The organism is Rhodanobacter sp. BL-MT-08 (assembly GCF_054161255.1).
This window is the reverse complement of the sequence record NZ_CP167872.1, coordinates 3,599,889-3,625,681: the sequence shown is the minus strand read 5'-3', so window position 1 is coordinate 3,625,681 and position 25,793 is coordinate 3,599,889. Positions and strand designations below refer to the sequence as shown.

Genomic DNA, 25,793 nt, shown 5'->3' with positions numbered 1-25,793 from the left:
GTCTGCTTCAATGGACGAGGGTCCTTGGAAATTTCCGGCGCGATGGTGTTTGCGATGTCGATAACGCCGATGGCATGGCCGGCAATCCGGGTCCGCACATGCGATCAATGCGAGCGCTCGACCGCGTAGGCGGCCAGCGCCAGCAGCGCATCGCGATGCTCGGAATGCGGCAGAAACTTGAGAGCGGCGCGCGCGGCGTCCGCATGAAAAACCGCGCGTTGATGCGTGCGGTCCAGTGCGCCGGAGTCACGGATGGCGGCGATGATCCGGTCCAATGAATCCAGCCCGCCGTGCTCGATCGCGTGGCGCAGCGACTGCGCCTGCTCGGGACTGGATTTTTCCAGCGCGTAGATCACCGGCAGCGTGGGTTTGCCTTCGGCCAGGTCGTCGCCGATGTTTTTGCCCAGGGTATCGGCGTCGGAGACGTAGTCGAGCAGGTCGTCGGCGATCTGGAAGGCGTAGCCGAGCTGCATGCCGTACTCGCGCAGTGCGGCGATCTGGTTTTCCGGCAGGCCGCCGAGGATGCCGCCCAGCTCGGTGGCGGCGGCAAACAGCACCGCGGTCTTGCGCTCGATCACCGCCAGGTACGCCGACTCGTTGACATCGGCGTTGCCGATGTTCAGCAGCTGCAGCACCTCGCCTTCGGCGATGGTGTTGGTGGTGTCGGCCAGGATACGCATGATCCGCATGTCGTCCAGTTCCACCATCAGCTGGAACGAGCGCGAATACAGAAAATCGCCGACCAGCACGCTGGCGGCGTTGCCCCATAGCGCATTGGCGGTCTTGCGGCCGCGGCGCAGGTCCGATTCGTCCACCACGTCATCGTGCAGCAGGGTCGAGGTGTGGATGAATTCGATGATCGCCGCCAGCTTGGTGTGCTGGTCGCCGCGGTAGCCGGCAGCACCGGCGGCCAGCACGTGCAGCATGGGACGCAGGCGCTTGCCGCCGCTGGCGATGATGTGGTCGGCGATCTGGTTGATCAGCACCACGTCGGACGACAGCCGCTGACGAATCAGTGCGTCGACCCGCTGCATGTCGCCAGCGGCGAGAGCGCGCACTTGGGTGAAGTCGGCGGGGCGGCTGGCGTCGGCTGGCATCGAGTTAAGGCTTCAAATCGGCGTGTGCGGTAATTATAGGGTGCGACAGGTAATTACGCCGTGACACGACGCCGCGAGCGCCGGCGAGCCCTGCCCAGCAGCCTCTTGCGAAAACTTTACGGCTTGTTTACGCCCTGGCGCCGAATCGATACCCCTTTGTTATGCGGCAATTCCTACAGTGCGCTCCTTACTTTACCGAGCCTGCGCCGATGGATTTCATCTACCTCCTGCTGCTGATCGTGCTGTGCGCAGCCACCCTGGGCTTGTTGCTGATTTGCGATCGACTGAGTCCGCGCAAGTAATCGTGATTGGCGGGCACCCCGCCAAAAGCATCCGCCGCTGCCTCGATCGACACGGCTTCTTCAGCAATGTTACTGAGTCCCTTCTTATGAATGTCCTCTATGTCCTCGCCGGGCTGATCGCTGTGGCGCTGACCGGCTACCTCTGCGTGGCCCTTCTCAAGCCGGAGTGGTTCGAATGACCACAAATGACTTTATCCAGATCGGGTTTTTCCTGGTCATTCTGCTGTTGCTGGTCAAGCCGCTGGGTGGCTACATGGCCAGCGTGTTTTCCGACACCCCCAATCGCCTCACGCGTTTCGGCGGCAGTGCGGAGCGGCTGATCTATCGGCTGTGCGGCATTCAACAGGATGAAGACATGGGCTGGAAGCGCTATGCGCTGGCCGTGCTCGTGTTCAATATCCTCGGTCTGCTGGTGGTCTACGCACTGCAGCGGCTGCAGCAGTGGCTGCCGCTGAACCCGCAGCACTTTGCGGCCGTCTCGCCCGACTCCGCCCTCAACACCGCGATCAGTTTTGCCAGCAATACCAACTGGCAGGGCTACGGCGGCGAGTCGACGATGAGCTACTTCACCCAGATGCTCGGTCTGGCAGTGCAGAACTTCCTGTCGGCCGCCACGGGTATCGCAGTGCTGATCGCGATCATCCGCGGCTTCAGCCGCCGCAGCGCGCTGGGCCTGGGCAATTTCTGGGTCGACATGACGCGCAGCACGCTGTACATCCTGCTGCCGCTGTCGCTGATCCTGACGCTGCTGCTGGTGTCGCAGGGCGTGGTGCAGAACTTCAAGTCCTACGTCGACGTGCCGGTGGTGCAGACCACCACGGTCAGCGAACCGGTGCTGGACGCGTCTGGCGCCGCGGTGAAAGACAAGGCCGGCAACCCGGTGATGAAACCGACCGAAGTGTCGACGCAGACCCTGCCGATGGGCCCGGCCGCCTCGCAGATCGCGATCAAGCAACTCGGCACGAACGGCGGCGGCTTCTTCAACGTCAACTCGGCGCATCCGTACGAAAACCCCACACCCTTCAGCAATTTCCTCGAGCTGCTGTCGATCCTGCTGATTCCCGCCGCACTCTGCTACACCTTTGGCGAGCTGGTGAAAGACAAACGCCAGGGCTGGGCACTGCTGGCGGTGATGCTGGTGATCTTTGTGCCGCTGCTGATTGCCTGCACGTCGGCCGAACAGGCGGGCAACCCGGCCTTCAACGCGCTGCATGTCGACCAGACGGCCTCTGCGCTGCAGGCCGGCGGCAATATGGAAGGCAAGGAGACGCGCTTCGGCATCGTCAATTCCACCCTGTGGGCTACGGCAACCACGGCGGCGTCGAACGGCTCGGTCAACTCGATGCATGATTCGTTCACCCCGCTGGGCGGCCTGATTCCGATGTGGCTGATCCAGCTGGGCGAGGTGATCTTCGGCGGCGTCGGCTGCGGCCTGTACGGCATGCTTGCCTTCGCGGTGGTCGCGGTATTCATCGCCGGGCTCATGGTCGGCCGCACGCCGGAATACCTCGGCAAGAAGATCGAGGCCTACGAAATGAAAATGGCCAGCCTCGCCGTACTGCTGCCGTGCGCCCTGGTGGTGATCGGCACGGCGATTGCGGTGATGGTGCCGGCTGGCTTTGCCGGTGTGGCCAACCCCGGCGCGCATGGCTTCACCGAAATGCTTTACGCGGTGAGCTCGGCCTCCAACAACAACGGCAGCGCGTTCGGTGGTTTGTCGGCCAACACTCCTTTCTGGAACGTGCTGCTCGGCATCTGCATGTTCCTCGCGCGCTTCCCGCTGATCATTGCGATGCTGGCGATGGCCGGTGCCCTGGCCGCCAAGCGTCACGTGCCCGCCACGGCCGGCACCTTGCCGACGCATACGCCGCTGTTCGTCACGCTGCTGGCCTGCGTGGTGATCGTGATCGGCGCGCTGACCTTTCTGCCGGCGCTGGCCCTGGGGCCGATCGCCGAATACCTGATGTCCGCCCACTGATGCACTCGCCATCGATCTTATCGGGACACTGATTGCATGACTTCGCATACTGAAACGATGGGCAACGCGCCCGTCAGCAACTTCAACCGCGCGCTGGTGATTGCCGCGCTCGGTGATTCGTTCCGCAAGCTGTCGCCGCGGCTGCAGTTCCGCAACCCGGTGATGTTTGTGGTGTTCGTCTGCAGCGTGCTGACCACGCTGCTGTGGGTGCAGGCGCTGGCCGGCCACGGCGAGGCGCCGACCGCCTTCATCTTCTGGGTCAGCCTGTGGCTGTGGTTCACCCTGCTGTTTGCCAACTTTGCCGAAGCGCTGGCCGAAGGCCGCGGCAAGGCCCAGGCCGACGCGCTGCGCAGCTCGCGCAAGGACGTACTCGCCAACAAGCTCGCCAGCGCCGATCGCAACGCCGCGATCACCATGACGCCATCGAGCGAACTGCGCACCGGCAACTTTGTGATGGTGATGGCGGGCGAGCAAATTCCCGGCGACGGCGAAGTGGTGGTGGGCGCTGCCAGCGTCGACGAAAGCGCGATCACGGGCGAGTCTGCGCCGGTGATCCGCGAATCCGGCGGCGACCGCAGCGCCGTTACCGGCGGCACCAAGGTGCTGTCCGACTGGGTAGTGGTGCGCATCACCAGCAACCCGGGCGAGAGCTTTCTCGACCGCATGATCGCGATGGTGGAAGGCTCCAAGCGCCGCAAGACGCCGAACGAAATCGCGCTGACGATTCTGCTGGCCAAGTTCACGCTGATCTTTCTGCTTGCGTGCTCCACGCTGCTGCCGTATTCGATCTACAGCGTCAAAGTAGCCGGCGCCGGCCATCCGATCACGCTGACGGTGCTGATCGCGCTGCTGGTCTGTCTGATTCCCACCACCATTGGCGCGCTGCTGTCGGCCATCGGCATTGCCGGCATGGACCGGATGATTCGCGCCAACGTCATCGCCACGTCGGGTCGCGCCGTGGAAGCCGCCGGCGACGTGGACGTGCTGCTGCTGGACAAGACCGGCACCATCACGCTGGGCAACCGTCAGGCCGTGCAGTTTCATCCGGCGCCGGGTATTGCCGATCACGTCGTGGCTGAAGCGGCGCAGCTCGCCTCGCTGGCCGATGAAACGCCTGAAGGTCGCAGCGTGATCGTGCTGGCCAAGGACAAGCATGGTCTGAGCGAACCGCAGCTGGCCGAGGGTGAAGCGCAGTTCGTGCCGTTTACCGCGCAGACCCGCATGAGCGGTGTCGACATTGGCTCGCGCCAGATCCGCAAGGGCGCGCTGGATGCGGTCGAGCGTCACCTGGAAGCGCAGAGCAGCCACCTGCCGCCGCTGGTCAAGCGCATGGCCGAGGACATCGCCCGTCGCGGTGCCACGCCGCTGATCGTCACTGAAGGTGCGCGCGCGCTCGGTGTGATCGAGCTCAAGGACATCGTCAAGGTCGGCATCAAGGAGCGCTTCGCCGAGATGCGCAAGATGGGCATCAAGACCATCATGATCACCGGCGACAATCCGCTGACGGCCGCGGCGATTGCGGCCGAAGCCGGCGTCGATGATTTCCTCGCCGAAGCCACGCCCGAAGCGAAGCTGAAGCTGATCCGCGACATGCAGGCTGAAAACCGCCTGGTCGCGATGTGCGGCGACGGCACCAACGATGCCCCTGCGCTGGCTCAGGCCGACGTTGCAGTGGCGATGAACACCGGCACGCAGGCGGCGAAGGAAGCCGGCAACATGGTCGACCTGGATTCGAACCCGACCAAGCTGATCGAAGTGGTGGCGATCGGCAAGCAGATGCTGATCACCCGCGGCGCGCTGACCACGTTCTCGATCTCCAACGATATCGCCAAGTATTTCGCGATCATTCCGGCGGCGTTTGCCACCACGTATCCCGCGCTCAACGCGCTGAACGTGATGCATCTGGCCACGCCGCAGAGCGCGATTCTGTCGGCGGTGATCTTCAACGCGCTGATCATCATCTTTTTGATTCCGCTGGCGCTGAAGGGCGTGAAGTACCGCGCGCTGGGCGCAGGGGCGCTGCTGCGTCGCAATCTGCTGGTCTACGGCCTGGGCGGCATCGTGGTGCCGTTCATCGGCATCAAGATCATCGACATGCTGCTCGTCGTTTGCGGATTTGCCTGAGCGTAGCCGGCCTGATTCATTTTCACCGTCATGCCTGAGTTGACATGACGACTTCCTTCTCCCTGGAGTCTGTCGATGCAAACCCTGAAGCTTTCTGTCTCGCTACCCGACGCAACCCATCCTGATATGGAGCTGCGCCTGTCGGCCAATGATTCGGACTGCGAAGTTGTTATCGCACTGCCCTCGGGCACGCGAATTGATCTGGCCAAGCCAGCGGTCGTGAGCGTGAATCCGCTCAGCGCGGTCAACGACGACTACGAGCTCGGCGGTTACGCCGGCATCTGATCAAAAGAACTTACCGCGACACACTTAACCATTCACTTATTTCACCACCAGTCTGGTCCGGCACGGACCGCAGTTGCAGGGGCTTTGACATTTATGCAGTACAAGACACTTCTTTCCGGCGCGATCCTCATGGCGATAATGCCGGTCGGTCAGGCCATGGCCACGGTCGACGCCTCGGCCGGCGCAGCGCTCACTTCGGATTCGCAGTCGGCCATGTCCGCGCCGGCGACGGCCAAGGTATCGAGCAGCGATTGTTCGGCCGGATTTTTGAGCCGTTTTGTGGCCGCCTACCGCGAGGATGCCGAGCCAGCCGATCCGAACGCCGCGTCGCCGGCCCGGCGCGGTATGGATGCGCCTTTCAGCTCGCCGCCCTTCCCGTCGAGCGAGTGGCAGCTTGGCGGCGTCGACAACCCGATCGGTGTGCCGGATACCAACTCGCAGTACCCGCTGGAAAAAGCCCTGGCGTGCACCGGTTTCGGTCACTGGATGCAGAAGAACCGCATCGAAATGTATGGCTGGATCAATCCGTCGATGAACCTCAGCTCATCGAGCTTCACCAACTATCCGCTGTCCTATGCCACGCGGCCGAACCGGGTGGAATTCCAGCAGGCATTGTTTCGGATCGAGCGACTACCCGATACGGTGCAGACCGATCACATCGACTGGGGCTTTCACTTTGACGATCTGTACGGCTACGACTACCACTACACCACGATGAAGGGCGTCACCAGCGATCAGCTGCTGAACCACCCCAATTCCAACGGTCCGCAGGGCGGGCTTGTCTACGGCAATGACCCGATGATCGGGTATGTCGATCTGTACATTCCCTGGGTGGCACAGGGCATGGTGATCACGGCTGGTCGTTACCTGTCGCTGCCGGATATCGAGGCGCAGTTCTCGCCGAACAATTACCTGCTGACGCATTCGATTCTCTACACGGTCGATGCGTATACGAATATGGGCATCATCACGACGACCAAGCTCAACGATCAGTGGACCGTGCAGCTGGGCGTTCATGGTGGCGATGATTCCGCCATCTGGGATGACACCAGCCGACTGAGCGCGCAGGCCTGCGTTCGCTGGGTTTCAAAGTCAAACGACGACATGCTTTACCCCTGCGTGGAGTCGTACAACCACAGCAACCAGAGTTACAACAACCTGCAGGAATTCGTGCTCACCTGGGGGCATCGCTTCTCGCCGAACGTGCACATGCTGACCGAGGCGTACCGCATGTTCGTGCGCAATCAGTCGCTCGCCACCGATCCGTCGCAGGCGCATGCGCCGTTAGGCGAGCCGGGTTACCCGCTGGGCGAGGCGCCTAACTTCCCGCTCGGGCACAACCCGGCGTTCGGCATCGTCAACTATTTCAACATCGAGTTGAACCCGAGCAACATGATCTCGATTCGCAACGAGTTCTACAACGACGAGCAGGGGCAGCGCACGGGTTTTGCCACGCGTTATTCCAGCCACACGATCGGGCTGACGCACTGGGTCACGCCGGACGTCGAAATTCGGCCGGAATTCCGCTACGAGCACGCGTACGATTTTCCTGCCTATAACAACGGCAAGAAAAACTACCAGACCACGGCGCTGCTCGACGCCATTCTTCACTACTGAGAAACATCATGGCCAAATTACTGCGTCAATCCATCGTCATGCTGCTGCTGATGACGGTTATCACCGGCATCGCGTATCCGCTGCTCGCCACCGGGTTGGCGCAGGTGATGTTTCCCGGGCAGGCTAACGGCAGCCTGATCGAGAAGAACGGCAAGCCGGTCGGCTCGGCGTTGATCGGCCAGTCGTTCACCGATGCGAAGTACTTCTGGGGTCGGCCGTCGGCCACGTCGCCGAACCCGAACAACGCGGCCTCGTCCAGCGGTTCGAACACCGGTCCGACCAATCCGGCGCTGATCGACGCGATCAAGCAGCGCATCGATGCGCTGCATGCGGTCGATCCCGGTAACAAGGCGCCGGTGCCGGTGGATCTGATCACCGCGTCGGCCAGCGGTCTGGATCCGGAAATTTCGCCGGCCGCGGCGCAGTACCAGCTTGCCCGCGTGGCACAGGCGCGCAAGTTGAGCGTGTCGCAGGTGCAGGCGCTCGTCGATGAGTACACCAGCGGCCGTACGCTGGGCATACTCGGCGAGCCGCGCGTGAACGTGCTCAAGCTCAACCTCGCGCTGGACGCGCCGCACGGCGGTTGAGGGCTCTTGGTGGATCGGTCGATCCGAAACCGGTCTTGGGGAATGCTGCAAGACGCAAGCCGAGAGGCGGGCTTTCGTCTCGCAGTTTTTTGTTTTCGATTTTTATTGATCCGCGCGTGACGGCATTGGTTTTCATGACGCGGGGGCTACCATGCTTCATAGCGCAGGCCGGCAACCGGTCGTGCGGAGAACCTGACCTAGGTCGGGACGCCCTGGACCGGAGTTGCGCCGCATGACCGAACCTTCCCGCGAAGCCCGTGCCGATGCGCTGCTCAATACCGCGCACGAAGAGCAAAGCCACCGGCTTAAGATTTTTCTCGGTGCCGCGCCCGGCGTCGGCAAAACCTACGCCATGCTTTCCGCCGCGCGCGAGCTGAAACGCCAGGGCGTCGACGTGGTGGTGGGTCTGGTCGAAACCCACGGCCGCGCAGAAACCGCCGCGTTGCTCGAAGGCATGGAGGTGCTGCCGCGGCGGCCCGTTCGCTACCATGAGCGCGACTTCAGCGAGTTCGATCTCGACGCCGCGCTGGCGCGCAAGCCGGCCGTGCTGCTGGTCGATGAGCTGGCCCATCGCAATCTGCCGGGCGGCCGCCACGAGCGCCGCTGGCAGGATATCGCCGAGCTGCTCGACGCCGGCATCGAAGTCTACACCGCGCTCAACGTGCAGCATCTGGAGAGCCTCAACGATCAGGTGCAGCGCATCACCGGCATCACCGTGCGCGAAACCGTGCCCGATGCCTTTCTGGATCACGCGCGCGACATCGTCTTGATCGACCTCCCGCCGCGCGAGCTGATCGCACGGCTGAAGCAGGGCAAGGTCTACGTGCCGGAAACGGCGGCGGCAGCGCTCAATGCCTTCTTCTCGCCGACGAATCTGGCCGCGCTGCGCGAACTGGCTCTGGGCACGATCGCCGATCACGTCGACAGCGACCTGCGCGAGCACATGCTGGCGCGCGGCAGCGCCATGACCGTGCGTCGGCGCGTGCTCGCGGCGATCGACGGCCATGCGCAAAGCGACTATCTGGTGCGTGTCGCGCGGCGCATCGCCGAGCGCCGCGGTGCGCCGTGGAGCGTGGCCTACGTCGACACCGGCACGCGGCTGGATCCGGCGCGGCGCGAGCAGCGCGATGCGGCGATGCGGCTGGCGCGTCGGCTCGGTGGCGAGACCATCATCCTGCGCGGCCACTCGATAGCCGATGAGCTGCTGGCACACGCGGACCGCGAGGGCGTGGGTCAGATCATTCTCGGGCGAACGCGCGAGCGTCCGTTCGCCCGCATGCTGGGCCGCTCGCTGACCCAGATGCTGCTGCGCCGCGGCGCGCATATGGAGCTGACCATCATCGCCACGCCGGCCGAACGCGCCAAGGCGCGCCGTCGGCTGCGCTTGCCGCGCGATCGCGGCAGCCGCGGCGAATACGTGTACGCCACGCTGGCGACCTTCGTGGCCTTCGGGCTTTCGTTCATCGCCGACCGCTATCTGTCCGTCGCCAATCTGTCGCTGATCTTTCTTACGGCTGTGCAGGTAGTGGCGGTTCGAACGCGTATGACAGTGGCCGTCTATACGGCGATTCTGTGTTTTCTGGGCTACAACTTTTTCTTCGCGCCACCGCGTTACACGCTGGAAATCGCCAATTTCGACGACGTGCTTGCCGTTACGCTGTTCCTTGTGGCGGCCCTGGTGTGCAGCCGGCTGGCAACGCGGCTGGCCAGCCAGGTGGAATCGCTGCGCTCCGCGCATGCGCAAACCCGGGCACTGCTCACGCTGGGCCAACAGCTGAGTACCAGCACCGACGCCAATGGCATCCGCGATGTCGGCAGCAAGGCCATGGCGCGCGTGCTTCACTGCGAGGCTTCGATGCTGGCGCGCGACTCCGAGCAGGTGCTGCGCGTCGTCGCCAGCGCGCCCGGCGAGCGCGCATTCACGGCGCAGGACATGGCCGCGGCGGATTGGAGCGATCGCCACGGCGAGCAGGCGGGCCGCTTTACCGACACCTTGAACGCCGCGCCGTGCTGGGTGCTTCCCCTTGGCAGCGATACCCGGCAGCTTGGCGTAATCGGCCTGCGCTTCGATCCGGAAGAGGGCGAACCCGACGCCGACCGCCGCAGCCTGGCGCTGGCGATGGCGCAGGATATCGGCCAGGCGCTGGAGCGCGCACGGTTGTCCGACGAGCTGGAAGGTGCCCGCGTGCAGGGTGAAACCGAGCGCCTGCGCAACGCGCTGCTGTCCTCCGTCTCGCACGATCTGCGCTCGCCGCTGGCCTCGATGATCGGCGCCGCGGGCACGCTGATCAGCTATGAGGCCAAGCTGCCGCAGGAAGAACGCACCGAGTTGCTGCAATCGATCCTCGGTGAAGGCCAGCGGCTGGATCGTTATATTCAGAACCTGCTCGATATGACCCGGCTGGGCCACGGCACGCTCAAGCTCAGCCGCGACTGGACCGACAGCAGCGAGATCATCGCGGCCGCTATCACGCGCCTGCGCAAGCTGTTTCCCGATCTGCGCGTGGAAACCGTGACACCGCACGAGCCGATTCTGCTGTACGTGCACCCGGCGCTGATCGAGCAGGCGCTGTTCAACATTCTGGAGAACGCGGCGCGCTTCTCGCCCGCCGATGAAGCCGTGCGCGTTACCGTGCAGACCAAGGACGAGCGCCTGCTGATCGACGTCAGCGACCGCGGCCCCGGTATTCCCGAGGCCGAGCGCGCGCAGATCTTCGATATGTTTTATTCCGTCTCGCGCGGCGATCGCGCGCCGCAGGGCACCGGCCTTGGATTGGCCATTTGCCGCGGCATGATCGGCGCGCACGGCGGCAGCGTCGAGGCCTTGCCAGGCGATGGGATCGGCACCACCATCCGTATCAGTCTGCCGCTGCCGGCGCCGCCGGGCTCGGAGCCGTGACGCTGGCTCGCCAGCGGATTCAAACGACGAACCTTGCCATGACCTTATGACGATCGATCTGCCATGACCTCGGCTTCTCCACGCATTCTTGTGATCGACGACGAGGCGCAGATCCGGCGCTTCCTCGATATCGGCCTGCGCGCGGAAGGTTACGAGGTGTTTCTCGCGGCCAACGCGGCGGAAGGGCTGGCGCTGGCAGTGACGCAGTCGCCCGATCTGGTGATTCTCGATATCGGCCTGCCCGATCGCGAGGGCCACGACGTGCTGGCCGAGCTGCGTCAGTGGACGCAGGTGCCGGTGATGATGCTGACGGTGCGCGATGCCGAAAAGGAAAAAGTGCGCGCGCTGGACGGTGGCGCCAACGACTACGTGACCAAGCCCTTCGGCATCCAGGAGCTGATGGCGCGACTGCGCGTGCTGCTGCGCAGTCGCCCCGGTGAGCCGGCGACCCAGCAGCGTTACGACGACGGGCATCTCAGCATCGATCTGGCGCGGCGGGAAGTGCATCTGGACGGTGCGCTCTTGTCGCTGACGCGCAAGGAGTACGCCGTGCTGGCGCTGCTGCTGCGCCACGCCGGGCGCGTCGTCACCCAGCAGCAGCTGCTGCGCGAACTGTGGGGCGCCACCCACGTGCAGGACACCCACTACCTGCGCATCGTGCTGGGCAAGCTGCGCCAGAAGCTCGGTGACGATGCCGCCGCGCCGCGCTGGCTGAAAACCGAGCCCGGCGTCGGCTACCGCTTTCTCGGCGCCGGCTGAGCAACAAGGCCGATGGCCTGGGTTAGGCCTCTTGGTAGGTTGGGATGAGCGCATGCGAATCCCAACATGCTGGCGCCGCGATGTTGGGATTCGCTAACGCTCATCCCAAGCTACCAAGGCGGCGTCACCGATGCGCCGCGGATGCCGGGAGGGGCCAGCGCATTGGCAATAAAGCCCGCGGTTTTCATCTCTTCGGCGAACTGTAGCAAAAAACACGGCGGCTTCCTTGCCGAGGCTCCTGGGCGCGCCCGGGAGCCTGCTTGATCACCAAAGCGCTCTGGCAGTTAGTACGTTGGGATGAGCGCAAGCGAATCCCAACATGTCCAAGCCGCGATGTTGGGATTCGCTGACGTTCATCCCAACCTCCCCAGGCGCGAGGTATTTATTCGAAAGGCGGCGCCACCGACGCGCCGCGAATGCCGTGTCGGGCCAGCGCATCGGCGACAAAGCCTGAGGCTTTCATCTCTTCGACGAACTGGCTCAGAAACAGCGCGGCTTCATCGCCGCGGCTCTTGGGCATACCCATCGCCTGCTGGATCACCATAAAGCGCTCGGGCAACAAGCGCAGTCCCGTTTCTCCAGCGGCCTGCTGCACCAGCTGCTGTTTGACGCCGGCAGCGACCTCGAGCTGCTGCGCGAGAAATGTTCTGACGACGGTCGGTGAGCTCGGTGCACGGACGATCTGCGCGTGCTTGAGCTCGCGGCTGAGGTAAAGATCGTAGGCGCTACCCTGGCCAACGACGACGTGATGTTCCGGTCTGTCCACATCTGCGTTGGTTTTTATGAGTGACGCGTTGCGGACCAGGTAAAAGCCCTCAATCAGCACGTAGGCCGCAGTGAACGCGATCTTTTCGCCACGCGCCGGATCGATGGCGAAGAAACCGATATCGGCATTCTCGTCGGCGACGGCCTGTACGGATCTTCCCGCCGTATCGAAGGTGACCCATTCGACATCGACGCCGAGACGCCGCCCCAAGGCCATCGCCAGATCGATCGAAACCCCGAGGGGTTTTCCCGTCGCCGGATCGCGGCTGGCGAGTATCGGGTTGCCCAGATTGATCGATGCTCGTAGAACGCCCGTGGGTGCAAAGCGCATCTTGATGGACTCTTTGCTCGTCACGATTTAATTCCGATATGCGAGTTTCCAGACCCTATTTGGTCGTCATTGGATGGGCGTATCCAGCAGGATCTTTTCGTCTAAGCGATCGCCTTCGCATATCGCATGGATGCGGGGTATTCACCACCGGATTCAGAGCAAGCTTTCGATGGGCAGCAATCTCAGAAAAACCACTTCTACTCTGCGCTTCAATGTGACGTCCGGATCGCGGTGGAAGGTTTCGATGCTGTCGCCATCGCTGGCGGTCCACTGCAGCGTCCCCGCGTGTGCCTCGTCGTGGCCGACCAGGGCAACCGCGTAGGCGTTCTTCGGTTGCGTGGCCTTGTCAAAAAACTGCGTGACTGCGGCAGCAAGGGCCGGGCACTGCACGATGATGCCCATCTCGGTGTTCAAATTTTTTGACCGCTGATCGAGATTCATCGAGCCGATGAAGACCTGCTTCTGGTCGACTACGATCGCCTTGGCGTGAAGGCTGACACCCGACGATCGTCCACGCGCAGTTGTTTTTTGTTTGGCATGCGGGTCAGGCCGCAGTTCAAAAATCTGCACGCCGCTAGCCAGCAACTGACGTCGATAGCGCGAATAGCCAACATGCACCGCTGGTTCATCGGTGGACGCCAGCGAGTTGGTGAGCACTTTTACCGCGATATGTCGACGGGCCATATCGGTGATGTACTGCGCGCCCTGCTCGCCGGGTACGAAATAGGGCGAGATAAGCAGCACGCTTTGCTGTGCCTGTGCCGTCATCGCCTTGACCTGCGGCCCGATGCGCAGTGCTCCGCTACTGCTTTCTTCGGTCACTTTCTGCGGGTCGTCCGCTACGAGCTTGGCATCGCCCCACATCCAGGCTCCAGGACGGTCGGCCAAGGGGCCATCCGGGAGTTTGTCCAGCGCGGCCTGCGCATAATCCGACTGCGCAAACGTGCGTTCGTCGTGCGTCAGGTCGATTCGCAACTTCGCCAGATCGTAATGCGTCGCACGCTTGCCCTTGAATGCTGTCACCGGATAGGCCGCATCGCAATTCCAGTAGGCATCGAAAGCATCCGATGCTTCGCGCACAACTGGCCCGATGGCGATCAGGTCGAGATCGCGAAAATGCAGATCTTTGCTGACGGAGAAATAGCCGTCGCCGATGTTACGGCCGCCGACCACCGCCACATTGTTGTCCACGATGAATGACTTGTTGTGCATGCGCCGGTTGAGCCGGCGCGCGTCCATAACGAACTGCAACGCCTTGGATGCGGTCGATGGGTCGCGCGTCATGAACGGATTGAACAAGCGTACTTTGATGTTTGGATGCTTATTGAGTGCATTCAGTACATCGATTTCGTCGTGCAGGTTGATGTCGTCGATTAACAGGCGCACACGTACGCCACGAACGGCCGCTGCGAGCAGGTGCTGCATGACCAGCCGACCCGTCGCGTCATTATTGAATACGTAGTACTGCAGATCGATCGAACGCTGCGCGTGATCCGCCAGCGTAATGCGGCTCATCAACGCATTTTCGCTTTGGGTCAGCAGGCGAAATCCGGATTCAGTGGGGTGATCGTCGGTCTGAGCTGCGATATTTCTGGCTCGCGGTGTCACCACCGCCGGTGGCAACGCGGTAGACGTTTTTTTGACGTAGTTGCTGCGCACCGAGGAGCACGCCGTCAGCGTCAAAAGTATGGCAACAAGCGCAGTAATGAGGTGCCTAGGTGTGGGCGCAAATTTCACTGTCGGAACCTGCCTATGCGTAGGGAGAATGCATTCGTCTATTGCTTGCCCCGCGCCAATCGCGGCGGCAGTTCTATCAGGTATTCCTCTCGCCGTAGATGAACGCACCGCGCGGTCGAGTAGAGCGGCCATCTGATCGTGCCGCCGGTAATAGCCCGCTGATCGACAATCAAGCTTGGATTTGCCCCTGCGCGGTCATACCGCTTTTAGAGATCCGCCACAGCTCACGCCGAAGCGCCCGCCCGCCGGCGCTGCCCGATGATAGGTAACGCTGTGCCGTTCGCCAAGTGGCCGTGGCTGGAGTAGTTCGCCCAGGCTTCCGCAGTGCTCACGAATGGGCGACATCCACCTTTGCACCGAAGTTATCCGCGGGCTCGCCGTACCGCCTGAACATGTTTTACAGCGAGTCGCTCAACGCTGCGCCGTTGTCCACGCTGAAGCGGACTCGGCCACGGTCGAGCCGCACGCTCAGCTGCCGATATTTGCGGAGGTAACGCAGGCCGACCGCGGCAGCTGCTAATCCAGCCGCGGCGCCGACGACCAGCGCCCAGCGCGGACCAAAAGTATCCGCTACCCAACCCACGATGGGTGCACCGATCGGCGTGCCCCCCAGGGCGATGGCCATGACGATCGCCATCACCCGGCCGCGCATCGCCGGCGCGGTGGACAGCTGCACCGTGCTGATCACGGTGGTCGTAAAGGTCTGCGCGGCGATGCCGATGATCACCAGAGCCGCGCCGAACGACCAGTAGTTGGGCATGACGGCGGCCAGCGCCAGGCCAAATCCAAAAACGGCGGAGGCGACAAAGACCAGGGCAACGTGCGCCTTGGCGCGCTGTGCAGCGAGCAGGGCGCCGGCGACCGAGCCGATCGCCATGATCGACGTCAGCAATCCGTATTCGCTGGCGCCGGCGTGAAACGCAGTCACCGACATGGTGGAGATGAAGATCGGAAAGTTCAGCCCGAAGGTGCCGACGAACAGCAGCATGCACAGCACGGATTTCAGATCGGGCCGCTGCCACACATAGCGGAACCCTTCGATCAGGCTGCCGCGCTTGCGCACCGCGCGTTCGCCGCGATGCAGCTTGTCCACACGAATCAGGCACAGCGAAAGGATCACGGCGGCGTACGAGAAGGCATTGATCAAAAACACCCAGCCCGTGCCGACTCCGGCGATCAGCAAACCGGCGACCGCCGGCCCGATCATGCGCGCCGCGTTGAACGAGGTGGAGTTCAAGCCCACGGCGTTGGACAAATCCGCCTCGCCCACCAGTTCGGATACAAAGGTTTGTCGCGCCGGCGCATCAAAAGCGGCGGCACAGCCGAGCAGGAAGGCGAATACGTATACGTGCCACAGCTGCACCAGCCCCGTGACGGTGAGTAGACCCAGGCAAAGCGCCAGCAGGCCCATCGAGGCCTGCGTCGCCAGCAGCAGCTTGCGTCGGTCCAAATGGTCGGCCGCAAAACCGCTGAAGGGCAGCATCAGCAGCTGCGGCCCGAACTGCAAACCCATCACGATGCCGACCGCGGTCGCGTTGTGGTGGGTCAGCTGGGTCAGCACGATCCAGTCCTGCGCGGTGCGCTGCATCCAGGTGCCGACGTTGGACACGATCGCACCGCCGGCCCACAGCCGATAGTTGGGATTGCTTAGCGAGCGAAACGTGCCCTTCATGCAAACTTACCTGGCGACCGGCGTATTGCCGCCATGAAAGCGCCCGAAGTGGCGCGCCATCATCACGCCCATCAGAAGCATGCCCAGGCCGAGCGCCGAGGCGTCGTCGGCGGCGCGCAGGTCGAACTCGCCGACATGACACAGCAACAGATAGCTGACGACCAGATTCAAAAAGCCCCACAGCACGTTCACCGTGGACGAAGACAGTCCCCGGCCGGACGGCTTGGCAAACGGGCTCTGGAAGGCGCGGCCCAGCATGCCGCTGACAAAATGCGGGACGGCGTTGGCGAGAAAGGCGCCGCCGAAGAACCAGGCGATATAGGGGGGCCAGGCCACGGTCATGCCCTCCTCTCAAGCAGATCAATCACATCCTGCGTGCTGCCGGTTTCGGCAATCCGCGGAAAAATGCGCGCGATGCTGTGGGTGTGGTCTTCCAGGCTCAGGTCGGTCATCGCATCGACCGGCAGCGTAACGTTGAAGCCGTTCTCATACGCGTGGCGCGCGGTGGACTCGACGCCCGCGCTGGTGGCGACACCGACCACCACGACCTGCGTAACGCCGCGTTCTTTCAAATAAGCGTCCAGATCGGTGCCGGTGAATGCACCGCGAGTCCGCTTGGTCACCAGGTGATCCTGCGGCTGCGGATTGAGCTGGGGAATGAGGTCGGCCCAGCCGGGCGGGAACTCGCCGCGCAGCCGCGATTGTTCGACGCGACCGGGCGAAACGCCCGTGACGTTGACCAGCACCACCGGCAGATCACGCTGGCGAAACGCCTCAATCAGGCGGCAAGCGTTGCCGATTACGTCGTCGATCGGATGCGCGGTAGGCAGGCCGACGATGCCTTTTTGCAGATCGATCACGATCAGCGCGGTGTGCTTGTCCAGCGTGGTGAGCGGCATGGGGGTTCTCCTTGGAAATCTTGCATGGCGAATGCGGCGTAGGTTGAGCTGAGCGCACCGGTGCCCAACCTACCGTGCGCGCGCAGATGTGCGTCTATTCCTCGCTCAGCCTTTTGAGCAAAGCGATACCTTGGGCGAGCCTCGCTTGCTCCTTGGCCGCGAGCTTGCTGCTGATGGCGCGGTAGAGCCAGTCCTCCCGCGCCGCGCGAGACGCGTTGATCATTTTTCGGCAGCTCGCGGTTAGCGAAAGAACGGTCTGTCGGCCGTCGGTGGGATGCGGCGCGCTGGCAATCAGGCCCGCAGCCTGCAGCGACGAGACCGTGGCGCCCATCGACTGCGGGCGTACGCCGTCGGCCTTTGCCAGCGCGGTCACTGTCGCCGAGCCCTCGCGTTCCAGATGCAGCAGCACCGATTTTTGTGAAGCGGTGAGATCGCTGGAGTGCGCCTGTTCGCGCAGCCGCCGATTCAGGCGGCCGATCACGATGCGTATTTCGCTGGCCAGCGCCAGTGCGCTGGCAGGCTCGTCCGTATGCAGCGGAGCGCCCATGCGGTTACCTCAGATAAAAAGATAAACTACTAAGTTAAGCTTTCTAGTTGGATAATCTTACTCCATGGTCTAGCTGTCAAGCGCCGACTGCCGCGATGGAACATTTTTCGGGAAAAAAGAGCTGATCGATCGAATGGGACGCGCTTGTCCACCCTGCGCACCAAGCGGCTTGTCTTCCGGCGATTGCCGCGGCCGCAAGCTTTTGGCCCACCGATTGTGCTAAAACTATATTGTCCTACAAATAGATTTGATCCAGCGCCATGCCCCCAGACGCGTCGCAGCCCAAGGTTCACCGGCAGGTCGTTGACCAGCTGGGGCGATTGATCGTAGGCGGTTGGCTGGCGCCGGGTGACGCGCTGCCCAGCGAGGAGCTGCTGGCCGGCCAACTGGTTGTCAGCCGCTCCGCGCTGCGCGAAGCGATGAAGGTGCTCGGCGCCAAAGGCCTGATCGAAAGCCGCCAGAAAACCGGGGCGCGCGTGCGCGAACGGCGGTTCTGGCATCAGCTCGATGCCGACGTGCTGGGCTGGCGCTTCGCCACCATGCCGACCCGGGCCTTTATTGCCGAGCTGGTCGAGATGCGGGAAATCATCGAGCCGGCTGCCGCGGCGGCCGCCGCCAAAAAGCGTGATCGTGGCCAGCTGGCCACCATAGCTGCGGCCTACCAAGCCATGGCGCAGGCGGGTGATCGGGACGCATGGGCCAAAGCCGACGCGGAATTTCACAGTGCCGTACTGAACGCGGCGAATAATGAGCTGATGAGCTCGCTGTTCAACGTCATTGCCACGGCCCTGCACGGATTCTTTCTGCTCTCGGCGCGCGCCTCGGACGATTTCAAGTATTCGCTGCCGCAGCATTTCAAGGTCTACGACGCGATCCGCAAGCGCAGCGCCCTACAGGCGCGCACGGCCATGCAGAAAATGGTCGACGACTCGCGGCGCCACCTTCAACACACGGGAGGTATTGCATGAGCGGGCTGATCGCACTGGACTGGGGCACGTCGAGCCTGCGCGCCATGTTGGTGGACGCCGACGGTACGGTGCTGGAGACGCGGCGAAAGCCTTGGGGCATCCGGCAGCTGCCGGACAGCGGTTTTGCTGGAGCGCTCGATGCCGTCACCCAGGGTTGGCCGCCGCTGACGCGAATCGCATCCGGCATGATCGGTAGCCGCAGCGGCTGGCGGGAAGTGGGCTATCTCGACCTGCCTGCCGGCGGCGATCAGCTGGCCGACGCGCTGGATACCGCCGACGGCCTGACGATTGTGCCGGGCCTGCGCAATCCGCGCGGCCCGGATGTGATGCGCGGTGAGGAAACCCAGATTGTCGGCCTCATGGCTCTCCATTCGGTGGCCGCGGACGCGATGGTGCTGCTGCCCGGCACGCATAGCAAGTGGGCGTCGCTAAGCCAGGGCCGGGTGGTCGACTTCTGCACGCTGATGACCGGCGAGCTGTTTGCGCTGCTGCGGCAGCATTCCATTCTTGCGGCCGGTGTCGATGCCTCGGCGGTGGTCGATGACGCCGACGCCTTTCTCGACGGCGTGCGGCAGGCGCGCGACAGCGGCGCCGCCGGTGCACTCAGCCGTCTATTTACCACGCGAGCGCGCATGCTCGATGGCGATCTGCAGCCCGCCTCCATTCCCGACTATCTCTCCGGCCTGCTGATCGGCGAGGAATTCCGTTCCATGCGCGCCGACCAGCGCATGCCCACCGACCAGCCACTGTGGCTGATCGGCGACGCGGCGCTGTGCGCCCGCTATCGCCTGGCCGCGGCCGAATTTTCCATCGCGCTGGCTCCCGCCGTCGACGACACCGCCGCTGCCGGACTCTGGTGGCTGGCGCGTGCGGCGGGCCTGCTTGGATTCACCACGTCCCATTCTTCTGCAGGAGTTGCCCCATGATCGATCCCTGGTTCGAACCGCTGCCGCTGGTAGCGATATTGCGCGGCCTCACCCCGGAAGAGGCTGTCGATGTCGGCAATGCCGTGCTCGATGCAGGCTTTCGCATCCTCGAGGTGCCGCTCAATTCACCCGATCCGATGCGCAGCATCGGATTGATGGCCGAGGCCTTTGGCCATCGCGCGCTGGTCGGTGCAGGCACCGTCTTGAGCAAGGCGCAGGTGGGTCAGGTGGTGGCCGCCGGCGGCCAGCTCATCGTGATGCCGCATGGCGATGTGGAGGTGATTGCCGAGGCCAAGCGTCACGGCCTGTTCTGCATTCCCGGCATCGCCACGCCGACGGAAGCGTTCGCCGCGATCCATGCCGGCGCCGATGCGCTGAAAATTTTCGCCGCCGAGCACATCAGCCCGACGGTGGTGAAGGCCTGGCGGGCGGTGCTGCCCAAGGATCTCGCCCTGCTGCCGGTCGGCGGCATCACGCCGGAAAACATGGGGCCATACGTGGCCGCCGGAGTGCGCGGCTTCGGCATCGGCTCGGCGCTGTATGCGCCCGGCCGCAGCGCGGCGGAAACCGGTGAGCGGGCAAAGAAGTTCGCCCAGGCGTGGGTCGAGGCGAAGAAGCACGCGGCATGAAAATCACCGGCCTGAAAACCTATCTCGTACCGCCGCGCTGGCTGTTTCTGAAAATCGAGACGGACAGCGGCATCGTCGGCTGGGGCGAGCCGGTGGTGGAAGGGCGCGCGCTGACGGTCGCTGCCGCCGTGGAAGAGCTGTCCGATTACCTGATCGGCAAAGACCCCGGCCGCATCGAGGATCTGTGGAGCGTGATGTATCGCGGCGGCTTTTATCGCGGCGGTCCGATTCTGATGAGCGCGATCGCCGGCATCGACCAGGCGCTGTGGGACATCAAGGGCAAGCATCTCGGCGTACCGGTGCATACCTTGTTGGGTGGTCCGGTACGCGATCGCATCCGCGTGTATTCGTGGATCGGCGGTGATCGTCCGGCCGACACCGCGCGCGCGGCCAGCGATGCGGTGGGCCGCGGGTTCACCGCGGTCAAGATGAATGGCACCGAGGAAATGCAGTACATCGACTCGCACGACAAGGTCGACAAGGTGCTGGCCAACGTCCAGGCGGTGCGCGATGCGGTGGGCCCGAACATCGGCCTGGGCGTCGACTTCCACGGCCGCGTGCACAAGCCGATGGCCAAGGTGCTGATGCGCGAGCTGGCGCCGTACAAGCTGATGTTTATCGAGGAGCCGGTGCTGTCGGAATACCTCGAATGCATCCCCGAGCTGGCCGCCATTTCGCCGGCGCCGATCGCGCTCGGCGAACGGCTGTATTCGCGCTGGGATTTCAAACGCGTGCTGGAGCGCGGCGGCGTCGACATCATCCAGCCCGACCCCTCGCATGCGGGCGGCATCACCGAAACGCGCAAGATCGCCGCGATGGCCGAAGCCTACGACGTGGCGCTGGCCCTGCATTGTCCGCTCGGCCCGATCGCGCTGGCGGCGAACCTGCAGCTCGACGCCGTCTGTCACAACGCCTTTATCCAGGAACAGAGCCTGGGCATCCATTACAACGCGGCCAACGACCTGCTCGACTACGTGGCCGATCGCAGCGTGTTCGCCTACGAGAACGGCTACGTCACCATTCCCGGTGGCCCCGGCCTCGGCATCAAGGTCAACGAGGCCTACGTGATCGAGCGCGCGGCGGTCGGCCATCGCTGGCGCAACCCGATCTGGCGGCACGCTGATGGCAGCGTGGCGGAGTGGTGAGCATAGCTGGCGCCGTACGACCTCTTCGTTTTATGGACAACCGATCATGACGGCACGTTTTGCCAACTATCCCAGCCTCGCCGATCGCAGCGTGCTCATTACCGGCGGCGCCAGCGGCATCGGCGCCTCCTTGGTCGAGCACTTCGCACGGCAGGGCGCGCGGGTCGGCTTTATCGATATCGATGACGCATCGGCGGCTACGCTGATCGAGTCGCTCGCAGAGGTAGCGCACACGCCGGTGTTCCAGCATGGCGATATCACCGACCTCGATGCGCTGGCGCGAAGCATCGACACTTTGCGTAGCGCGGTGGGTCCGTTCTCGGTGCTCATCAACAACGCGGCGAATGACAGCCGCCATGCCCTCGACGACGTGGATGAGGCGTTCTTCGAGCGCAATATTGCCGTCAATCTGCGGCATCAGGTGTTTGTGACCAAGGCGGTAATGGCGGACATGCAGCAGCTGGGCGGTGGCTCGATCATCTGCATGGGTTCCATCAGCTGGATTAGAAAAAACGGCGCTTTCCCGCTGTATGCGATGGCCAAGGCCGCGGTGCGCGGTTTCGTCAACGGGATGGCGCGCGAGCTCGGCGCGCAGCACATACGCATCAACTGTCTGGTGCCAGGCTGGGTGATCACCGAGAAGCAACTCTCGCTGTGGCTCGATGCCGAGGGCGAAGCCTCGATCAAGCGCGGCCAGTGCCTGCCCGGACATCTGGAACCTTCCGATGTGGCGCGCGCGGCGCTGTTTCTCGCGGCCGACGACAGCCGTATGTGCACCGGCCAGGATTTCATTGTCGATGGAGGTTGGGTATGAGCGCATCGCCGACCGTTGCACACGCCGTGCCGCACGAGCTGGGCGAAGGCGTGCTGTGGGACGACCGCCTGCAGGCGCTGTGGTGGACCGATATCGGCGGGCGCAAGCTCTGGCGTCTGCATCCTGACGACGGCCGGGTGCTGCATTGGGACATGCCCGAGCGGCTCGCCTCGTTCGCCCTGTGCGAAGCCGACGGCTGGTTGCTACTTGCGCTGGCTTCGCGGCTGGCTTTCTTCCATCCCGACACGCGTGAACTGATTGAGCTGCACGCGGTGGAAAAAGAACTGCCGACGCGCAGCAACGACGGCGTCTGCGATCGGCAGGGTCGCTTCGTGTTCGGCACGCTGCACGAGCCGGCGCAGGGCGGCAAGCAGGCCGTCGGCGGCTTCTATCGGCTCAACCGCGATCTGAGCCTGGAGCGGCTGCCGCTGCCGGACGTGGCGATCAGCAACAGCATTGCCTTTAGCCCGGCCGGCGATCGCATGTATTTCTGCGATTCGCCGACGCGCAAAATCTATTGCTGCGACTACGGCGACACGCTGGGCGAGCCGCGCCTGCTCGTCGACCTCACCGGCATGAGCGGCGTGCCCGACGGCTCCACGGTGGATGCCGAGGGTGCGCTATGGAACGCGCAGTGGGGTATGGGCCGCGTGGTGCGTTATCTGCCCGACGGCTGCGAAGATCGCATCATTGCGCTGCCGGCCATGCACACGACCAAGCCGGCGTTAGGTGGCGCAAAGCTGGACACGCTATTTGTCACCAGCGCCAGCGAAGACCTCACGCCCGAACAACTTGCCGCCGATCCTCAGGCCGGCTACCTCTTCGCCTACGACGTCGGCATCACCGGCCTGCGCGAGTCGCGCTTTGCCGGTACACCGAATCGTGACGGATGACGCTGGATGATTGGCTTTGCGGCCATTCGACCCGGCGTCCCCATCCGCTTTCCTCTTCAGGAATAAAATCATGAATACTTCTGAGTCACCGCAAGCCGTCGCCCGAACGACGGTTATTTTTACCTGCATCCTGGCCGCTCTCGCCGGCCTGATGTTCGGTCTGGATATCGGCGTGATTTCCGGCGCCACCCAGTTCATCCAGAAAGATTTCAATATCAACGACCACACCGTGGAGTGGATCGTCAGCGCCATGATGCTGGGCGCGGCCATCGGCGCGCTCGGTGCCGCGTGGATGTCCTCGGCACTGGGTCGAAAAAAATCGCTGATCGCCGGCGCGGTGTTGTTCGTGCTTGGCTCGCTGTTGTGCGCGTTCGCCTGGTCGCCGATGACGCTGATTCTTGCGCGCATCGTGCTCGGTCTCGCGATCGGCATAGCGACCTTTACGGCGCCGCTGTATCTGGCGGAAGTCGCGCCGGAGAAAATTCGCGGTTCGATGATTTCGCTTTATCAGCTGATGATCACCACCGGCATCCTGGTGGCGTTTCTTTCCGACCTGGCCTTCAGCAGCGCAGGCGCCTGGCGCTGGATGCTCGGCATTATCGCCATTCCGGGCGTGCTGTTTCTTTTCGGCGTGCTGTTTTTGCCCGATAGCCCGCGCTGGCTGATGATGCGCGGCCGCAAGCCCGATGCCATCAAGGTGCTCAAGCGTCTGCGCGGTGACGACGGTATCGTCAATCACGAGATCGCTGACATCGAAGAACAGCTGAAGCAGCCGCAGCTCGGCTGGCATCTGTTTCAGCAGAACAAGAATTTTCGGCGCTCGGTCGGCCTGGGCATACTGCTGCAGCTGATGCAGCAGTTCACGGGCATGAACGTGGTGATGTACTACGCGCCGAAGATCTTCCAGACCATGGGTTACGACACCCACGCGCAGCTGTGGTTTACCGCCATCGTCGGCCTGACCAACGTGCTGGCCACCTTCATTGCGATCGGCTTCGTCGATCGAGTCGGCCGCAAGCCGATGCTCTATGCGGGTTTCGTGGTGATGGCGCTTGGCCTGGGCGTGGTTGGCGCGATGATGCATATGGGCATCAACGGCAAGGGAGAGCAGTACTTCACGGTCGGCATGCTGCTTCTCTTCATCGTCGGCTTCGCGATGTCGGCCGGTCCGCTGATCTGGACGCTGTGCTCGGAAGTGCAGCCGCTGAAGGGCCGCGACTTCGGCATCGGCGCGTCCACCTTCACCAACTGGGTCGGCAACTACATCGTCGGTCTGACCTTCCTCAGCCTGCTCAACGGCATCGGCAATGCCAACACGTTCTGGCTTTACGCCGGGCTCAACGTCATCTTCATCGGCCTCACCTTCTGGCTCGTGCCGGAGACCAAAGGCGTGACGCTGGAGCAGATCGAGACCAAACTAATGGCGGGCAAGCCGCTGCGTGAAATTGGGCGGTAACTCTTTCTAGGCCTTCCCTGAGAAAACGCCGGCCCCGCGCCGGCATTTTCTTGTTTGAAAATGCATGGCCGCGTGGCGCGAGTGCAAGCATTTCTTGATCAGGCGTCGTATATTTCGTGCGCCCGCGTCGAGTCTCCTTCGTCCTATGAATCGCTGGAAAGCCGCTGCCGTTCATCTGTCGATAAGCGTCGTTTTGACGGTGCTGATGCTGGCCTGGCTCTACTTCATGTGGTTCCCCTCGCCGTACTTTTCCGCCGCGGGAGCGAACCGGCTGATATTGCTGCTGATGGGTGTCGACATCAGCATTGGGCCGCTCTTGACCCTGCTGGTGGTGAATCGCCAAAAGGCGCGCAAATTGCTGCGGCTGGATTTGACCGTTATCGGCGTGCTGCAGACCGTCGCCCTGGCCTACGGCGTGCACGTCATTACCGATGCGCGGCCGGTATTCATCGTGGCCGAAGTGGATCGGCTGGTGATGGTCTCGGCCCAGCAGCTCAGCGACGCGGATCTTGCCAAGGGCGACAGGCCCGAGTTCCGCAAGCGTTCGCTGACGGGCCCGGTACTGGTGGGCGCGCTGCCGCCGAAAGACGTTTCGTCTGGAGATTTTGCACTCCAGGTCATGCAGACCGGCAAGGATATCGATCGGCTTCCGCAATACTACGTGGCTTACGATCAGGCGATCGATGCGGTGATGAAGCACGCCAAGCCTCTGTCATCGCTGAAGAACGCCACAGATTCCCAGCGAGCCTATCTTCGCCGGCTGCAGGCGGGGCAACCTTCGCAGACGCTGCTGGCGCTGCCGCTCCAGCGCGACGACGTGACCTATACGGCGATCATGTCGCCACTGACCAGGCGTCCGATCGCCGTGCTGCCAATCGACGCTTAGGCACGTCACGCAGGGTCTGTGCAGCGGTCTCCTGGGCGGCGAGCGCAGAGCTACCTTGGCGGAGCCTATCGCGGCGTGCGCAGCACCGAGTCGCGCAGCGCCGAGTCGTGTTGGAGCTCATCCTGGTAGGCGGTTTCTTCGCTATTGAGTTCGCCATGCAGCGGATGGTGCATGCCCGTTGGCGAGTGGCTGACTTCGGGCGGGGTGTTGGCCAAGTCGGGATCTACGGGTCCGGTCACGCCCATGGCTGGTCCTCTGGATGTCTATGCCTCAGGGCAAGAATGTAAGGCAGTCGTCGGTCCATTGCCAGAGCGCTGCGCAGCCTTGTTGACGCCGGCCGGGGCACCTCTGGCGCGCCGCCTCATGCGGCTTGATTGCCCGTTACACCGATCGTTACATCGATATCGTCACGCGGCGTAGGGCCACGTATTTTTGCCCGCGGCAGACGGATGCATCGAAGGTTGACGCGAGTATGAA

The 25,793-nt window shown here is 63.3% G+C and carries 24 protein-coding genes; 16 read left to right on the top strand and 8 right to left on the bottom strand.

What is annotated here, in order from left to right; translation table 11 throughout:
- Positions 1-104: 104 nt before the first annotated feature.
- A complete protein-coding gene (locus tag ACDK93_RS16150; RefSeq protein WP_458069975.1) occupies positions 105-1,097 on the bottom strand; it encodes a polyprenyl synthetase family protein in 993 nt (330 codons plus the stop codon).
- Between the two features lie 388 nt (positions 1,098-1,485).
- Between ACDK93_RS16150 and kdpF the strand changes: the two genes are divergently transcribed.
- The 8 genes from kdpF to ACDK93_RS16110 all read left to right on the top strand — a co-directional run bounded on the left by kdpF (position 1,486) and on the right by ACDK93_RS16110 (position 11,648).
- Entirely contained in the window at positions 1,486-1,578 is a 93-nt protein-coding gene (gene kdpF / locus ACDK93_RS16145) for a K(+)-transporting ATPase subunit F (protein WP_179477788.1), read from the top strand.
- Positions 1,575-3,377 (top strand): potassium-transporting ATPase subunit KdpA, encoded by a 1,803-nt coding sequence (gene kdpA, locus ACDK93_RS16140; protein WP_458069974.1) that lies wholly within the window; start codon positions 1,575-1,577, stop codon positions 3,375-3,377. Before kdpF ends, kdpA begins: the two co-directional genes overlap by 4 nt.
- A gap of 36 nt (positions 3,378-3,413) precedes the next feature.
- Positions 3,414-5,501 (top strand): potassium-transporting ATPase subunit KdpB, encoded by a 2,088-nt coding sequence (gene kdpB / locus ACDK93_RS16135; RefSeq protein WP_458069973.1) that lies wholly within the window; start codon positions 3,414-3,416, stop codon positions 5,499-5,501.
- Positions 5,502-5,576: 75 nt separating this feature from the next.
- Positions 5,577-5,786: a hypothetical protein gene (locus tag ACDK93_RS16130; protein ID WP_458069972.1), complete on the top strand. Its 210-nt coding sequence runs from the start codon at positions 5,577-5,579 to the stop codon at positions 5,784-5,786.
- A gap of 129 nt (positions 5,787-5,915) precedes the next feature.
- Positions 5,916-7,403, top strand: a complete 1,488-nt coding sequence (locus tag ACDK93_RS16125; RefSeq protein WP_458069971.1) for an outer membrane beta-barrel protein — start codon at positions 5,916-5,918, stop codon at positions 7,401-7,403.
- An 8-nt stretch (positions 7,404-7,411) separates the two neighbouring features.
- Positions 7,412-7,990 carry a potassium-transporting ATPase subunit KdpC gene (gene kdpC / locus ACDK93_RS16120; protein ID WP_458069970.1) on the top strand — a complete coding sequence of 193 codons (579 nt, stop codon included), beginning with the start codon at positions 7,412-7,414 and terminating at the stop codon, positions 7,988-7,990.
- 232 nt (positions 7,991-8,222) lie between these two features.
- Positions 8,223-10,889, top strand: coding sequence for an ATP-binding protein (locus ACDK93_RS16115; RefSeq protein WP_458069968.1), 2,667 nt, complete (start codon positions 8,223-8,225; stop codon positions 10,887-10,889).
- A 63-nt stretch (positions 10,890-10,952) separates the two neighbouring features.
- Positions 10,953-11,648, top strand: a complete 696-nt coding sequence (locus ACDK93_RS16110) for a response regulator (RefSeq protein ID WP_458069967.1) — start codon at positions 10,953-10,955, stop codon at positions 11,646-11,648.
- A gap of 382 nt (positions 11,649-12,030) precedes the next feature.
- Here the strand turns inward: ACDK93_RS16110 and ACDK93_RS16105 are convergent, their stop codons facing one another.
- The 6 genes from ACDK93_RS16105 to ACDK93_RS16080 all read right to left on the bottom strand — a co-directional run bounded on the left by ACDK93_RS16105 (position 12,031) and on the right by ACDK93_RS16080 (position 17,599).
- Entirely contained in the window at positions 12,031-12,768 is a 738-nt protein-coding gene (locus tag ACDK93_RS16105) for an ABC transporter substrate-binding protein (protein WP_458069966.1), read from the bottom strand.
- 129 nt (positions 12,769-12,897) lie between these two features.
- Positions 12,898-14,403, bottom strand: a complete 1,506-nt coding sequence (locus ACDK93_RS16100) for a phospholipase D family protein (protein ID WP_458069964.1) — start codon at positions 14,401-14,403, stop codon at positions 12,898-12,900.
- 475 nt (positions 14,404-14,878) lie between these two features.
- Positions 14,879-16,153 carry an MFS transporter gene (locus tag ACDK93_RS16095; protein WP_458069963.1) on the bottom strand — a complete coding sequence of 425 codons (1,275 nt, stop codon included), beginning with the start codon at positions 16,151-16,153 and terminating at the stop codon, positions 14,879-14,881.
- A gap of 6 nt (positions 16,154-16,159) precedes the next feature.
- Positions 16,160-16,489, bottom strand: coding sequence for a hypothetical protein (locus ACDK93_RS16090; RefSeq protein ID WP_458069962.1), 330 nt, complete (start codon positions 16,487-16,489; stop codon positions 16,160-16,162).
- A 2-nt stretch (positions 16,490-16,491) separates the two neighbouring features.
- The gene (locus ACDK93_RS16085; protein ID WP_458069960.1) at positions 16,492-17,052 is read right to left on the bottom strand and encodes a cysteine hydrolase; all 561 of its coding nucleotides are present in this window, start codon (positions 17,050-17,052) and stop codon (positions 16,492-16,494) included.
- Positions 17,053-17,146: 94 nt separating this feature from the next.
- Positions 17,147-17,599, bottom strand: coding sequence for a MarR family winged helix-turn-helix transcriptional regulator (locus ACDK93_RS16080; protein WP_458069959.1), 453 nt, complete (start codon positions 17,597-17,599; stop codon positions 17,147-17,149).
- Between the two features lie 260 nt (positions 17,600-17,859).
- On the opposite strand from ACDK93_RS16080, the gene ACDK93_RS16075 reads away from it, so the two are divergent.
- The 8 genes from ACDK93_RS16075 to tfpZ all read left to right on the top strand — a co-directional run bounded on the left by ACDK93_RS16075 (position 17,860) and on the right by tfpZ (position 25,316).
- The gene (locus tag ACDK93_RS16075; RefSeq protein WP_458069958.1) at positions 17,860-18,567 is read left to right on the top strand and encodes a FadR/GntR family transcriptional regulator; all 708 of its coding nucleotides are present in this window, start codon (positions 17,860-17,862) and stop codon (positions 18,565-18,567) included.
- Complete coding sequence (locus ACDK93_RS16070; protein ID WP_458069956.1) at positions 18,564-19,493, top strand: 2-dehydro-3-deoxygalactonokinase; 930 nt, start codon at positions 18,564-18,566, stop codon at positions 19,491-19,493. The genes ACDK93_RS16075 and ACDK93_RS16070 overlap by 4 nt, the downstream gene beginning before the upstream one ends.
- A complete protein-coding gene (locus tag ACDK93_RS16065; RefSeq protein WP_458069954.1) occupies positions 19,490-20,122 on the top strand; it encodes a 2-dehydro-3-deoxy-6-phosphogalactonate aldolase in 633 nt (210 codons plus the stop codon). Before ACDK93_RS16070 ends, ACDK93_RS16065 begins: the two co-directional genes overlap by 4 nt.
- Entirely contained in the window at positions 20,119-21,267 is a 1,149-nt protein-coding gene (gene dgoD, locus ACDK93_RS16060; protein ID WP_458069953.1) for a galactonate dehydratase, read from the top strand. Before ACDK93_RS16065 ends, dgoD begins: the two co-directional genes overlap by 4 nt.
- Before the next feature lie 46 nt (positions 21,268-21,313).
- Positions 21,314-22,081: an SDR family NAD(P)-dependent oxidoreductase gene (locus ACDK93_RS16055; protein WP_458069952.1), complete on the top strand. Its 768-nt coding sequence runs from the start codon at positions 21,314-21,316 to the stop codon at positions 22,079-22,081.
- Positions 22,078-22,974, top strand: coding sequence for an SMP-30/gluconolactonase/LRE family protein (locus ACDK93_RS16050; RefSeq protein WP_458069950.1), 897 nt, complete (start codon positions 22,078-22,080; stop codon positions 22,972-22,974). Before ACDK93_RS16055 ends, ACDK93_RS16050 begins: the two co-directional genes overlap by 4 nt.
- 70 nt (positions 22,975-23,044) lie before the next feature.
- Positions 23,045-24,430, top strand: coding sequence for a sugar porter family MFS transporter (locus ACDK93_RS16045; protein WP_458069949.1), 1,386 nt, complete (start codon positions 23,045-23,047; stop codon positions 24,428-24,430).
- Positions 24,431-24,575: 145 nt separating this feature from the next.
- Positions 24,576-25,316: a TfpX/TfpZ family type IV pilin accessory protein gene (tfpZ, locus tag ACDK93_RS16040; protein ID WP_458069948.1), complete on the top strand. Its 741-nt coding sequence runs from the start codon at positions 24,576-24,578 to the stop codon at positions 25,314-25,316.
- Positions 25,317-25,381: 65 nt separating this feature from the next.
- On the opposite strand, the gene ACDK93_RS16035 is transcribed toward tfpZ, so the two are convergent.
- Positions 25,382-25,555 carry a hypothetical protein gene (locus tag ACDK93_RS16035; RefSeq protein ID WP_458069946.1) on the bottom strand — a complete coding sequence of 58 codons (174 nt, stop codon included), beginning with the start codon at positions 25,553-25,555 and terminating at the stop codon, positions 25,382-25,384.
- Positions 25,556-25,793 lie beyond the last annotated feature (238 nt).

Excerpts from the sequence above, each read along its gene's own strand:
- ACDK93_RS16065 (WP_458069954.1), top strand. The coding sequence starts at position 19,490 with ATGATCGATCCCTGGTTCGAACCGCTGCCGCTGGTAGCGATATTGCGC.
- kdpF (WP_179477788.1), top strand. The coding sequence starts at position 1,486 with ATGAATGTCCTCTATGTCCTCGCCGGGCTGATCGCTGTGGCGCTGACC.
- ACDK93_RS16150 (WP_458069975.1), bottom strand. The coding sequence starts at position 1,097 with ATGCCAGCCGACGCCAGCCGCCCCGCCGACTTCACCCAAGTGCGCGCT.
- kdpB (WP_458069973.1), top strand. The coding sequence starts at position 3,414 with ATGACTTCGCATACTGAAACGATGGGCAACGCGCCCGTCAGCAACTTC.
- ACDK93_RS16080 (WP_458069959.1), bottom strand. The coding sequence starts at position 17,599 with ATGGGCGCTCCGCTGCATACGGACGAGCCTGCCAGCGCACTGGCGCTG.
- ACDK93_RS16130 (WP_458069972.1), top strand. The coding sequence starts at position 5,577 with ATGCAAACCCTGAAGCTTTCTGTCTCGCTACCCGACGCAACCCATCCT.
- ACDK93_RS16075 (WP_458069958.1), top strand. The coding sequence starts at position 17,860 with ATGCCCCCAGACGCGTCGCAGCCCAAGGTTCACCGGCAGGTCGTTGAC.
- ACDK93_RS16110 (WP_458069967.1), top strand. The coding sequence starts at position 10,953 with ATGACCTCGGCTTCTCCACGCATTCTTGTGATCGACGACGAGGCGCAG.
- ACDK93_RS16085 (WP_458069960.1), bottom strand. The coding sequence starts at position 17,052 with ATGCCGCTCACCACGCTGGACAAGCACACCGCGCTGATCGTGATCGAT.
- ACDK93_RS16050 (WP_458069950.1), top strand. The coding sequence starts at position 22,078 with ATGAGCGCATCGCCGACCGTTGCACACGCCGTGCCGCACGAGCTGGGC.
- kdpA (WP_458069974.1), top strand. The coding sequence starts at position 1,575 with ATGACCACAAATGACTTTATCCAGATCGGGTTTTTCCTGGTCATTCTG.
- ACDK93_RS16045 (WP_458069949.1), top strand. The coding sequence starts at position 23,045 with ATGAATACTTCTGAGTCACCGCAAGCCGTCGCCCGAACGACGGTTATT.
- tfpZ (WP_458069948.1), top strand. The coding sequence starts at position 24,576 with ATGAATCGCTGGAAAGCCGCTGCCGTTCATCTGTCGATAAGCGTCGTT.
- ACDK93_RS16095 (WP_458069963.1), bottom strand. The coding sequence starts at position 16,153 with ATGAAGGGCACGTTTCGCTCGCTAAGCAATCCCAACTATCGGCTGTGG.
- ACDK93_RS16115 (WP_458069968.1), top strand. The coding sequence starts at position 8,223 with ATGACCGAACCTTCCCGCGAAGCCCGTGCCGATGCGCTGCTCAATACC.
- ACDK93_RS16070 (WP_458069956.1), top strand. The coding sequence starts at position 18,564 with ATGAGCGGGCTGATCGCACTGGACTGGGGCACGTCGAGCCTGCGCGCC.
- ACDK93_RS16125 (WP_458069971.1), top strand. The coding sequence starts at position 5,916 with ATGGCGATAATGCCGGTCGGTCAGGCCATGGCCACGGTCGACGCCTCG.
- dgoD (WP_458069953.1), top strand. The coding sequence starts at position 20,119 with ATGAAAATCACCGGCCTGAAAACCTATCTCGTACCGCCGCGCTGGCTG.
- kdpC (WP_458069970.1), top strand. The coding sequence starts at position 7,412 with ATGGCCAAATTACTGCGTCAATCCATCGTCATGCTGCTGCTGATGACG.
- ACDK93_RS16055 (WP_458069952.1), top strand. The coding sequence starts at position 21,314 with ATGACGGCACGTTTTGCCAACTATCCCAGCCTCGCCGATCGCAGCGTG.